The organism is Halomonas sp. KG2 (assembly GCA_030440445.1).
GTDB lineage: Bacteria > Pseudomonadota > Gammaproteobacteria > Pseudomonadales > Halomonadaceae > Vreelandella.
Map to the genome: position 1 here is coordinate 1,355,849 of CP098528.1, position 12,622 is coordinate 1,368,470.

Annotated in this window: 9 protein-coding genes; 1 reads left to right on the forward strand and 8 read right to left on the reverse strand. The window is 54.5% G+C overall.

The window, feature by feature from the left end; genetic code table 11:
- Nucleotides 1-123: 123 nt before the first annotated feature.
- Both NDQ72_06205 and NDQ72_06210 read right to left on the reverse strand, forming a co-directional pair.
- Nucleotides 124-558, reverse strand: coding sequence for a hypothetical protein (locus tag NDQ72_06205; GenBank protein WKD29532.1), 435 nt, complete (start codon nt 556-558; stop codon nt 124-126).
- Nucleotides 559-591: 33 nt separating this feature from the next.
- Entirely contained in the window at nt 592-1,383 is a 792-nt protein-coding gene (locus NDQ72_06210) for a DNA adenine methylase (GenBank protein WKD29533.1), read from the reverse strand.
- A gap of 361 nt (nt 1,384-1,744) precedes the next feature.
- On the opposite strand from NDQ72_06210, the gene NDQ72_06215 reads away from it, so the two are divergent.
- Nucleotides 1,745-2,146, forward strand: coding sequence for a hypothetical protein (locus NDQ72_06215; protein WKD29534.1), 402 nt, complete (start codon nt 1,745-1,747; stop codon nt 2,144-2,146).
- Between the two features lie 61 nt (nt 2,147-2,207).
- Here the strand turns inward: NDQ72_06215 and NDQ72_06220 are convergent, their stop codons facing one another.
- The 6 genes from NDQ72_06220 to NDQ72_06245 form a co-directional block, all read right to left on the reverse strand.
- Nucleotides 2,208-4,733, reverse strand: a complete 2,526-nt coding sequence (locus NDQ72_06220; protein ID WKD29535.1) for a serine hydrolase — start codon at nt 4,731-4,733, stop codon at nt 2,208-2,210.
- A 2-nt stretch (nt 4,734-4,735) separates the two neighbouring features.
- Nucleotides 4,736-5,560, reverse strand: coding sequence for a hypothetical protein (locus tag NDQ72_06225; GenBank protein ID WKD29536.1), 825 nt, complete (start codon nt 5,558-5,560; stop codon nt 4,736-4,738).
- Nucleotides 5,557-6,909, reverse strand: coding sequence for a hypothetical protein (locus NDQ72_06230; protein WKD29537.1), 1,353 nt, complete (start codon nt 6,907-6,909; stop codon nt 5,557-5,559). Before NDQ72_06230 ends, NDQ72_06225 begins: the two co-directional genes overlap by 4 nt.
- Nucleotides 6,906-11,876, reverse strand: coding sequence for a hypothetical protein (locus tag NDQ72_06235; protein ID WKD29538.1), 4,971 nt, complete (start codon nt 11,874-11,876; stop codon nt 6,906-6,908). Before NDQ72_06235 ends, NDQ72_06230 begins: the two co-directional genes overlap by 4 nt.
- An 18-nt stretch (nt 11,877-11,894) precedes the next feature.
- Nucleotides 11,895-12,176 (reverse strand): DUF1799 domain-containing protein, encoded by a 282-nt coding sequence (locus NDQ72_06240; protein ID WKD29539.1) that lies wholly within the window; start codon nt 12,174-12,176, stop codon nt 11,895-11,897.
- A gap of 89 nt (nt 12,177-12,265) precedes the next feature.
- Entirely contained in the window at nt 12,266-12,589 is a 324-nt protein-coding gene (locus tag NDQ72_06245) for a hypothetical protein (GenBank protein ID WKD29540.1), read from the reverse strand.
- Nucleotides 12,590-12,622 lie beyond the last annotated feature (33 nt).

Sequence of the window (12,622 nt, forward strand, 5' to 3'; positions counted from 1 at the left end):
GCAGTTTGCGGTACGTTAGTGTAAGCGCGTGGCGTATTTGGCACAGGTTAGCGGGATAATTGGCACAGCGATACATGGAACCCCCAAGCAAATTTTAGCGGGATAATTGGCACTGACTAAGCGTTAGCAAGGCAGGTCATGATATGTATGCTCTGTGGCAACTCTGCAGCGAGGACAATGGTAGTACTGGGGATCTTTATTCAAAGGGGTCAGTCTACCCTCCTGTGAACATAACTGGCATATTGCATGCTTCGGGTTATCTTCAGTCACATACTCGTCTTTGAGTTCTAATACAAACCCACCTTGCTGCGTTTCTTTCAATCGATACTGATTGAAGCGTTCTTCCTTGCTTATCTGTTCTCTTAGCTCCCGGTTTTCATCGATCAACTGTTGATACTGCTGCTGCATCTCAAATAAACCAAACTGGGCAGCAGTGAGTTGATCCATTATCTTGCTGATCGCTGTATCGACACGCACTTTATCGTCAACGTCTTTAGCGGCCCGAGCAAGCTCATACGCAGTTTTGAGGCCTGAGCCTATTGCTAGGATATCAACCATTTCTGTGTCCTGTGGTAGTGACTACTAAGTCGCTTAAAACAGCCCCGCTGGCTCTGCGTTCACATCCCAACTGAAGATCAGTACTTCTTTAGCGTCTGAGCCTTTGCCGCCGCCGACGGTGTAGCGTATGTCGGTGGTTTCGATGTGGTAGTTCGCGAAGATCCGGCGGATGTCTGGGTGGTCGTTGAGGCTGATGATGGCCTTGCCTTTGAGCTTGGCCAGCATGCTCGCCATTTCCTCATACTGCTCTATGCCAAAGGGTACCCCATATCCTTCTGTCTGCCAGTAGGGTGGGTCCATATAGAACAGCGTGTGGGGTCGATCATATCGTTCAATGCATGCTTGCCAGCTTAAGTGCTCTATAAAGGTACTGGCCAACCGTAAGTGAGCTGCTGAAAGCGACTCTTCCAAGCGCAGTAGGTTTAGCCCTGGAGGTGTGGTGGTAGCAGTACCAAACGTCTGGCCTTCGATGCGGGCACCGAAGGCATTCTGCTGTAGATAATAGAAGCGCGCTGCTCGCTGGATATCAGTGAGCGTTTCAGGCCGTGTCATCTTCAGCCACTCGAACACTTGGCGGCTGGAGAGCGCCCACTTGAACTGCCTAACGAACTCTTCAAGGTGGTTTTGTACGACGCGGTATAAGTTCACTAGGTCGCCGTTGACGTCGTTAAGTACTTCAACCTCGGCAGGTGAGGGACGCAGGAAGAACAGTGCTGCCCCTCCTGCGAAGGGCTCTACGTAGCACTGGTGTGGTGGCATTAGCGGGAAGATACGATCAGCGAGACGGCGCTTGCCGCCCATCCAGGGGATTATTGGGGTAGCCACGAGGCATCTCCTTTGATGGTTTGGAGCTCGTGGCTCTCTGTTGGTTTAAGTGCCTACAACGTGGGCACTTTATTTCAATGAACTGATAGTCGCTGACATTCGCCAGCTTGCGTTTGCACCGAGTGCAACGGATTTCGATTAACACCATGTCAAGCCTTCTAACGTTCTAACGTTTGGCTTAGACTGCCTGTGCCTCGCGAGGCAGGGGAGTCTTGGCCGACTTGCAGATGTGCTGCTTGTTGGTGGCCTCCCTCGGTGTTGCTGCACCTTGGGTGGTCACTCCTCTCACTAATAACAATCAACTGCCTAGCGTTCTTAAGACCAACTTGTTAATGCCAGGCCAATCTTAAAAGGGTGGATAATGGATAGCCAAAAATTAGAAATTAATATTCCCGAGGGCCTGTTTAGTAGCGAGGATTTTGAAATTATCCAGGCTAGCCAGCAGCCCAAGGTCCAAAATTTTGACTCCTCAGGAAACCATATTAACCCAGAGGATTACGAGGGCGGTGGAGACATCCCCCAATTGACGGTCAATATAATTTTGAACTTCAATATCGAGACCGTCGTGGTAATCGCTGCCATAATTTATGGCTTGAAAAGCAAGCATTCCGAAAGGCTAAAAAGAAAGAAAAAGGATCTAATGCTACTAACAAAAACTGGAAAAAAACCATTAGAAAACATGTCTCAAAAAGAAATTGAGCAGATACTAGAGACTGATAAAACCGTCTCCATCATAGAATGCGATGATGAGGACAAAAAATAGCAATCATTGTCCCGATGCCCAGCGAAGGCGTGGGCATCGTCTCTCTTGCAAAGCACTTGATCTAGCCTGGCATGCTCGCTAGTGGCCATCGCATATTAGAGCGCACATAATTAAGCAGATTTGTCATACCTGTGTAGCGGTTAGCCCCACTACTATTGGTCACCATAATGACAGTAGCCACATAGTTGCCCCCGGGCATTTTTGAAATGGTCATGAGGTTACGGGTTGTATTACCCAATGGGCTGGAACTAACACTTCCTGTTTTGCCGCCGATCACATTGCCATCTTGCTCAACAAAAAAATCATGTGCTGAGTGAGTCACCTCAACTGTTCGCGGGTCTGGCCCTGTGATAGTTATCGTGCGTGTAAGCGCACCCCAACGCGATAGCAACTCTGGATACGACACGACTGATGCACAGAGACGCCCCATGTCCTCGGCAGTAGTTACCATCTCAGTCTCAGCCAGACCTGATGGATTTGTAAAATTCGAGTTGAGCATGCCTAGCTTTTTCGCTTTAGCATTCATCTCTTCGACAAATCTGGCTACAGGATCACCTGACGCACCATCTAGCAGTAGTGTGCCAATCACGCGTGCGATAACGGTGGTTGTGACGTTGCTGCTCGGCAGCATCATGTTATAAATGGCGTCTTCGTACGTGAACACGTCGCCCGCATTAATGTTATTACCACTACCCCCAGTCTCATCGCCAGATTGCATCTCGATTGTAGCTTGCAGATCACTAATATTATCGAGCATGACCATGCACGTGAGCACTTTAGTCATTGATGCGGGGTAAAGTATCTGCTGATGCCCATGAAGAAATAACGGCTGCATGTTTGAGTAGTCGCTGATTTTTGAGGGTGAACTAGGGGCGCTGATCAAGTACGACACGGCTCCTGTGGCGTTCAGCAGCTCACTATTGCCGAGAACTTTACGCCGCCATGTGTCGCCATAAGCATCTGCAGCCCATTGACCAGCCACCCCTATTTCGTCGGGGGATAATGCACGACCAATTACACCAAAACGCCCATAGCTACGGCCAGACTGATTCGAACTGCCGCCCGTCCCCATAAGCACGGTGTTGCCTTGATAGATGACAGGAGGGCGAGTGAATGTGTCGATTAGCTCACCGTTCAGCCAGTATTCAGATTGGCCAGGGCCATCACGGAAAACGACTACAGCCGATACAGGCAGGCCACGTTGTGCATTTCCGCCACGTGGGTAACCATCAACTCCAGCACCCTCGGTTATTCCTTCCACCCAAATTCCAACCGACTCATTATTTATCGCTTGAACGAAACCGTCATACACGCCGTTTATGACGCACTGCACACGCCCCGGTTGACCTGATGAGTGCTGCCAAAACAGCGTTCGATTGCCTGTTTGCTCACCATCCATCAGAGCTGAGGCGAAAACCGTAAAATCCCCAGACTCAGGCAAAAGAGGCTTGCTGGCGGTAAAGTAGCGGCGGCCAGGTGTTGATGCACTTTGCCCCGGTAAAACCCTGCCATCAGTCCGAACCGCGTCAACATCACCAGAAATATAGCCGTCTCCCACCAGCGCCTTGACCAGTGGGAATGGCTGGCCTGCCACCGGTGCGGATGACATAAACACAGGGTTCGTGAAGTCAAAAATATCAGCCGCAGTTTGCTCATCGAGCAGTGACAGTAGGTCTCGATAACCGGTCCGCTCTAGCCGCTGTAACTGCCTGCGTTGATCAACACGCTCTACTCGAAGTTCTGATGCAAAAAAGTCAAACCCTTCGCCAGTAAACTCAAAAAAGGGTATCGCATAGACAGCCGCAGCAGGGGCTTCTATATCAGCACCAGATCCCGCAGTACCGAATGTGAATGACGCTCGAAACGATGTAGTAGCAACAGCATCAGCAGTTTCGATATATATCGTTTCGGGGGTTTCAGCGAGCCGCACTCTACCCGCCGAGAACCACGCGACGCCCGCGCGTAGTAGGCCATTACCGTTAGCGACTTCAGATGCAGGGAGCCCCGTCAAAATAGAGACCTCAATCAATGCGCCAGCATTGACAGACAGGCTCAATGCCGCTCGCCGTGCTACGAGCGATGGTGCTGTAAGCCTAAATGTTATTCCTGACGCACCAACGATTCTGTCAGCGTATCGAAGCGGGGGGCGGTTCTCAGGGCCTCCGTCGGCGAGTGATGTCGTGTAATCAATGTTCGCGTCGCCAATGCGTCGCTCTACAAGCGCCCCCGGCGACATAGCCGTTATGTAGCCGCGCACAACGTCTTCAGTTGCAACGGGTTCATCTGCGATTCGGCGATGCTCAGTGCTACTAATCCTCTGATAGAGGGTTTTCGAAACCGCAGGATCAGGCGATTCAGCGTAAAAATATTGATCATCTTCTGCAACCAGCATGCCCGCCTCAAGCGTGGGAAAAACCTTTCCACCGGCGACTAGCAGCTCTTCACCTTTTTCTTCGACATAGTCAACTAATGCCGTTGCAAAGCTGTTAAGCGCCGCCATTTGTAAGTTGTGTTTTTCGAGTACTGCAGAGGTTTCGCCTTGCAAGAATCTGAAGTCATTGAAGTCGGGGATGAATGGCGCAGACATGGTTAAACTTCCTCAAAGGATAATGGTGATTGCCAGTTTTCGACGGCGGAGTGGGCGTGCCCATAGCGCTCGCTCCGTCTTGCAACAAAGGCGTGCTCCGCTTCTAGGAATCCGCCCCAGGTGGGGTAAACAGAAACGTAGATATCTTGCCGTTTGCCGACGCGCAGCAGTGATCTCCCCAGCTGAGCCATACCTGCCCGGTCGAGGTGATCAAGATTTACGGTAAGCAGTCTGGCCGAACCATCGCCAGTCGTGCGTAGTGACAAGCCTTCGGTGCGCTGATGCTCTGCAAAGTCCAGCCACTCCAATTTCAGGCCATAGCTGCCATTAAACTTTGGCGAGTATGCTGCACCTGCAAAAATTCGATTTACTTGCAGGTAGCCAGATTCGTTGCTGGGGTCAGTGATGGTGATACGGTAGGAGTCTGCAATACGCTCATCTGTCCACGTATCTGATCGCGCTTGCGGTATCCCCGTAATGTCAAGACCGCCCCAAGGGTCGATGCCAGCCCGCCAAATCCCCAAGGGAATCAGTCCTGAGGCGAATTCATCGCCAGAGTCGTAAACAACACGTCCATCAAGCAGAAACTCAATGCGCACACGCCCCTGGACACTCAGGTTGTGATCGTAAACAGCTACACCACTGATCGGGCGTGGCCCCGGCAGCGTGGCGGTTATGACCTGCTGCGATGTGTCAGTAGAGCGCCAGACGTACGAGCGGCCACTGCGCTGGGTATAAGCAATAGGCAACGCCTGGCTTGTTGCGCTGAGCGTCGCTTGGTCGTGTAGGTTTTCAATGATCAGCCGCATGTTTGCGTTGGCACTCATACCCACACCTCCAGCGCGGTTGTGGAGCGGGTTGGTGAGCGGGCGATGCTGACGATACGGCCCACACGGCCTGCTAGGCGTGGGTGATCCACTGCGATGGCTTGGCCGATCTCAACTGGCGGCAAGAACGCCTCGATGCGCCATAGCTCACGGCGTACCGAGCGCAGTGCCAGCAGGCGATCGCGCTCTGTTGCAGCATCTGCGGCGTCTTGAATCACGCTGTCGCGCTCCGCGTTTTCAGCCAGTGGGTAGCCATCTACCGTCTGAGTAGCGCGGCTTTCTTGAAACTCACGGCGCAGGCGTGACGCCAGAGCTGGCGTTTCGTCATCAACTACGGCAGCAACAGTAGTCAGTGGTGCCAGGTTACGGCCCCAACGCAGTGTTAAGCCGCGCCAAGGGGATTCGGTCTCAGAGAGGCTGATTTGGTCATAGACAATGTCATCAGCGAACAGCATGAGTTCTGCTGTATCAGCGGCTTTGTGCTGCCTTACTATCAGCTCGCCAAGGGCATTGATGTACCAGTACGCGCCTAGTCCAGCACATAGGTCGCTCAGAATCTGGCTGCCGGTTGTTGCGCCGCTGTAGTGCAGGCCCACCAGGTAGCCGGGTAGATCAATATCACCGACTGTGATGCCGTAATGATCGGCCACCCATGTCGCGACCAAGGCGGGCGTTTTGTGGGGCTCTTCGATGTCTACTGTGATGGTGCCGACCAGCGGCGCTGCTAGCTCAACCGAGCCTGCCGTGGCATCGGTCGTATGCGATACCAAATTTCCGTTATCTTTGGCACTGATAGCGGTAACCGGTAGATAAGACGCTCGATAGGTCAGCGTTTCAGTTGCAACGCGATAGGCAGGTGCATTAAACACGTAGCCGAGTACCAGCGGCACAGCGCCTGCCTCATCAGGTAGCTCGCCGGTATCGATCTGCTCATCGAGCACGCTGCTTTCGTCGCTCATCAAGAACGTCAGCACGCCGCGCTTGGCTTCTGAAATGCCGTCGTTGCGGCCCCGCGCAAGCAAGCGGAAATCATCCAAAGACCAGTCGGGGCCACCTAGATACAGTCGTATTGGGTGTCCCTGCCAGGCACGCTGTGCCCAGTGGGTAATCTCACCGTCATCTATTAGCGATAGTTCGCCAAAGCCAATTAGCCCATCGATACGCGTTGAGATATCGACAGCGGATGCCAGCAGGTCGTCATAAATGCGGTTTGGTGCGCTATCCGAAGGTTTGGAGATGTACGGGGCGTTGGCAACGTACTCAACGCCGTCGGCGTGGTGCAGTTCAACAAGCAGCACGCGAGGGGCGCTCAGGTCTGCTAACCAGTTTTCGTATTGAGCATCGGTCATAGCACACGCCCCTTAATGCGCGAGGCGCGTGTTGCGGCGCGCTGCTCTTCAAGTTGCGCCTGGCGTTGACGTTCCGCGACCTGAGCACTACTGGCGACGGCATTTGCTGTGCCATGGGTGTTGTCGCTGATGCGCTCTAGTAACCGGCTGAGATCGGCGCGCAACTGCTGGTTTTCGCGCTTGAGGTCGCGCAGGGTTTCGACGATATCGTTGCTATTTAACGCTGGGAATTGCGGGAACGCTGGCAGTTCGGCGCGTACGCCGAGCGAGCCGTCAGAGTGCCGTTTAAGTGGCATAATCGCTTCAGGGCCTGCTTCGCCCATCAGCCCCATTGCAAACGAGGTAGGTTCATCAACCACTGAGTTTGTAAACACGCCGCCTTTGGCAAAGCGAAGGTGCGATTGCCACAGATCCCAATAATTGATGCCCTGTGCATCAACACGATCATCACCGGATACACCCACGTTTGCCGCATCACGCTCATTGAATGCAGCTTGTGATGCGTGCCGCGCAGCGAGTGCGAGCGTACGCGCAACGCCCCGGTAATGGCCTGGGTCCATTGACTCAACCGTATCTCGCAGCGCGCCGTATTCGCTGCTTTGCAGCAGCCCGTCATCGCCTGCATAGCGTTCAATGAGCTTGGATATTTCGCCAATTTCCTGGCCACCCAGGCCGATGGCATCAACCCCTTGCTGAGCGCGCCCGATGGCGTCAACGGACTGGGCCATGTGACTACTTGCTGCAGCAGTGTACTGAGACGCGGTGCGCTCATTGCTAACGCGATCACGCTCGGCTTGCTCAGCAGCAGCGCGCTCTTCTTCAATGCGGGCGATGTCATCTTGAGCAACTCCTAGCGCGATGATGGCATCGCGTAAGCTGACCATGGTGCTGTTCAAGCCCACGAACTGATCCGTGGTGCGGGTCATTTCGCCGACTAAGCCATTAAGCTCGCGCAGTTGGTCGCGTGCCTGTTTTTCTAGCGAGTCGGTGTTGGCTTCAGTGCCTTGACTAGCGCCATAAACTTGCTTGAGTGCAGCCTCAATGGTCATGTCGCCATCGGCTACGCTTGCCATTAGCGACTTGATTTCACTGTCGGTCGCTTTGCCTTCTAGTGCATCAAAGAGGGCAGTGCGGATCTCATCCGCTAAATACTGCTCTGCGTTGATGGCGGCAGGCAGCCCGGCTATCGCGTCATAAACGTCTTGCTGGATACGCTGACCCGCTGCGGAGCTAGCGTTGTAGTCGCGGTTGGCGTCTAGCACCTGCTGTGCATATTGAGTGATGTTTTGCAGGGCGTTTCGGTCGCCGTTTTCTGCGAGTACTAGCTGGCGAGCGAGCTGTTCTTGCGCCGTGGCTAAGTTATTTTCTGGCGTGCCGCTAGTGGCGAGTTGCTGATCAAGCCAGGTGCCGACATTTGCCAGCGACTGGTTGAGCTGGTCACGAACGCGGGTTAGCTCGCGCTGGTAGTTGCGCGCCGCTTGCGTTGCGTTTTGCTGTGCCGCGATCTCATCTTGAATTGCCCAAATGCGCTCTTGGGTGGGGCGCAGTGACTCATCGATTGTGGCGAGTTCGCGCTCACGCTCAAGGATCAGGGCAGTTTCGGAGTCGCCTAACAGACCCAGTAAGGTGATCTGCTGGTCGAAGGCCAGGCGGTCAAACACTTCGTAAGCGCGGCGCACTTGATCTTCAGCAGTCGAGACAGCATCGCGTGCGGCACTTAGCTCTGCTGTAAAATCACGTACGTCGGTTTCGGTTTGGCCGAGCATGTCCTGTAATTGGGCAAAGCCGTTGCTCAACTGCAACAGCTGAACGTAGTTGCGTCCGCCCGCGTCAGTGTTCTGGTCTTGCGCTTCTACCAGGGCACGGAATCCCGCTTCATTCTGTGGTAGGGCTAGCCCCATCGCATTGAGCGACGCAGTTAGATCCGCTTGTAGGGCCGCTGCGCGTTCGGTATCACTGAAATAGCGCTGAAAATACTGGTCTTGCAGCGACGCTAAGTTTTGTACGCCGCCCGCGTATTGAGCCATGTTGTCAGCAGCGCGAAGAGCACTGGATGACGTGACGTCAAATTGAAGGTTTAAGCGTTTTGACGAGGCGCTCATCACGCTCATTGCACCCGATGCTTGTTCGATGCGTGCTGCCAATTCTTCCGCGCCCAGGTTGCCCCACGCCGCCGTAATATCGTGCCCAGCAGCCTCAAGAATCTTGAGAGACCGATCAACAAGCTGGCCCTGGATTAGCCGGGCGACGCTGCCACTGCCAACGCGGAAATCCTCGGCAGCTCGGGTCATCGCATCAAACTCAACAGGTGAGCGCGCAAGGGTGGCCAGCATGTTATCCAACGCTGCGCTAGTAGTTGCTAGCTCGCCTGCCCAATCTTGATTGCCGGCACTAGTGCCCCGCTCTAAGCGCTGCGCGCGGGTAAACCCAATGCGCCCAAATGCAGATTCTTGCGGGTATTCGCGTACACCGTCACCGGTGCCAAACTCACCGTAAAAAGGTGTTTTCTTACCACCGAATAAGCTACCGATCGCTTTCGTGATACCGCCACCCAGCAATGAATCGATGGCGAGGCCGCCAGCGATCCAGGGCATCGCGGCACTGACGCCTGCGGTGATGCTGCTCATAATGCCCGTAGAGGCAACGCCGCCAGTGACCGCGTTTCCATACAAACCACCCGCCGCCAGGCCAGTACTGGCCCCCGAGTAGAGGCCGCCTGCCGCAGCAGCGGTAGATCCTCCGCCGATACCCAATAAAGACTTACCGCCATTGATCAGGCTACCGATGCCATTGAAGCCACCGCCAGCACCACCGCCTGCGCCGCCGTTCAAACCCATGCTGGTGGCCAACTGCACGGTGATCGGGCGGGTGATGGCTATGTGCGCCATTTCTGCCAACGTTTGTGCCAGCGCTTTCTTCATCAGCTCGCCAGCATTTAGGCTGCCGTCGATCGCGCCTTCCCAGAGGCTGGCAAAACCATCATCCAGGCGGCGAAGGCCGTTTAGCCGCACCTCGTCCCACGCGCCTTCCATGGTGTACGCGGCTTTAACGGTTTTATCGGCTAAGTCGTCGGTGTCGCGCTGTGCAGCCTGGTAGTGCTCTTGTAGCAGCCCCATGGCCTGCATATACTCTTGTGCCGTCATACGGCCAGTGGCGAGGGCGAGATTAAGCACCCCCAGATCTTGCGCGTATTGGCGTGCCTCGCGGCGATTCGGCTGGATGCGGTCGAGCAGGGATTCGTACGCGCCGTCTAGTGTGGTGGTGGCTTTTGCTAGCTCATTAGTTCTTTTTGCGGCGGCTTCGTTAGACTCTCCCAGGCCATCTGTAGTAGTAATGGTTTCGCGTGTTGTGCGTTCAAGTTGAGCCAGCTTGTCATCTATTTCAGAGACCGATCCACCCGCTGCCTCCATGGCGCGGCGGGTATCAGCAAGCTCGGCCTGCAAATCCTGCAATGCTTGATGCGCTTCGCTTCGTGGACCTGCGCCAAACGCCTGTTGCCCACCTATGGCATCCCATTGCTTCTGCTCATCAGCAACAATTTGCCGCTGGCGGGTAACTTCCATTGCTAGTGTGGCTTGGCGGAACTGCTGAAACTGTTGCTCAGCCTCAAGCATCGCTTTAGCGTTTTTAAGCGCGGCTTCTGAGTTGGCATCCAATGCGCTAGTCATGTCGTCAACGCGATCTGTGGCCGACTGCACTTTTGGCGTGACTAGCCCCAATTCTTCACGGAAATAGTAAATGGCACCACCGGCCAGCATTGCTGCACCGAGAGGGCCGCCAACTAATGCCAGCGCTCCAGCGGAAGCGCGGGTAGCACCCGCTAGCGCTACTTGTCCTGCAGCGGCAGTCGCGCTCACACCAGACATTCGGGCAAGCGCTAACTGATAGGCGATAGTTTGTTGTGTGGCTGCTAACTTGGCAGCGGTGGCCGTGGTGAGTGCAACAACAACACGCCCACCAATCAGCACAGCCATTACTTCTGCGCCTGACACCAGGGTATCAATGTTATCGGTAAGGAACTGTACGGTATTACTAGCGGCACGCAGTCCACTCGCGAAAACGTCGGTCGCACCTGCCTCACCTATGGCAAGGTAAAGCTGGTAAATGGAATCTTCTAGATTGGCTGATTGACCACTAAGGGTGGCCATCTGGTCTGCCATTGCACCGGCGAACTGGTTTTCACCGATGCTTTGCAGATAAGCACTGATGTCGGCAGCGCTGTTACGAATACGTGTGGTTACGCCCTGAAAGGTGAAGGCGATTTGATCGCCCTCGACTGCAGAACGAATACCAAAGGCTTTAAGGCGCTCGAACTCGCCTGTGGTGGCATCGGCAACGGCTTCCACCATCCGCATCATGTCTTCGCCCATTGCTGCGGCAGTGTTACCAAACGAGCGTAGCGCGGCCTGCGTAGGGTTTAGGCCCAACGCCTGCATGCGAATAAATGCTTGTACGGATTGATCAAGCGTGAAAGGTGTCTCTGCCGCAAAAACTAGCAGCTCGTCCCATGCTTTAGTGGCGCTACCTAGCGAGCCTGTAACGGTTTTGAGTGAAGCCTGAAGTTGCTGAGAGCTGCTTACGGCTGCATAGGTGTCATTAATAAATTCACGAACACCCATGGCCGTGAATGCTACACCAACACCAATGGCGACCGCTTTTAATTGATTTAAATGTCCTGCTGTTGTCTGTGCTTCATTACCGGCTTGTGTCAGTGCCTGCGTTGCCTGGCGGCCACCTTGGGCGGTTTCGGTACCAAAGGTGCGAGCTTCCCGCTGCGCGCCTCGTAAATGTTCGGAAACGGTGCCCGCTTGGCGGCCCGGTGCTTCTAGTGCGGTTTCGGCTTTTTTGCTTTCGCGCTCAGTGGCCGCTGAAAATTCCCGCACGTCACCCTGGGCATCCTTGAGAGTGCCCGAGAGCTGACGACCATCGCCAGTGAGGGTGACGCTAAGCGTTAGATTGTTCGACACGATGTTTCCTTCTAACGTTTAGTTGCGGGGTTGGTTCATAACGCTGAGCGCGCCGAGTTCGATGAGCTGTACTTGATGAAGCCGCTTACGTTTTCCTGCTGGGGGCAGTTCATACAGGCTGAGCACGCTGACGATCGCCGTTACATCTAGCCCTTCGCGTTCGCCACCTATCCCTTTGAATATCCAGTTACGGCAGCAGTACTGAAAGGCTTCTACCGCCTCCCAGTTTTCGGGCAGCACATCAAAATGATCCTGCGCGGCGGCCTCTGAATCGGCCTCTTCTGCCAGTTCTCCCTCCAACGTAATGCCAAGGGCAGCAAGGTCTTCCTTGACCAGGTTGGGCTGAGCCCTTGCCTTCTCGGCCTCAGCCCAGTGCTTGCCTGCGTCGACTAGATTCGCCCACGGTTCTTTTTTGAGACGCTCTCCTGGTAAGCGGTTATCAGCGCAGTGCTAGCGGCAGGGTCGTTTTTCAGGGCATGCAGCAGCTCTTCGCCTTCCAGTGGTTTACCACCTTCGCCGGGTACTTCGATGCCTTTGACACCAACCAGAACTTGATCGAGCAGCAGCGTGTCGGCGGGCATATCGCGCAGCTTGTCTTGCGCCACCACTTTGAACGTGGCGGTGAATTTGCCTGTTTGCTCTTTGCCGGTTTCGTCGTAGACAGTTAGGGAAACGGGGAAAGAGTAAGAGCGGGTGGTGTTGAGCTTGAACACGGGTATTTCTCCTGGTTAATCACGGATAGCTAA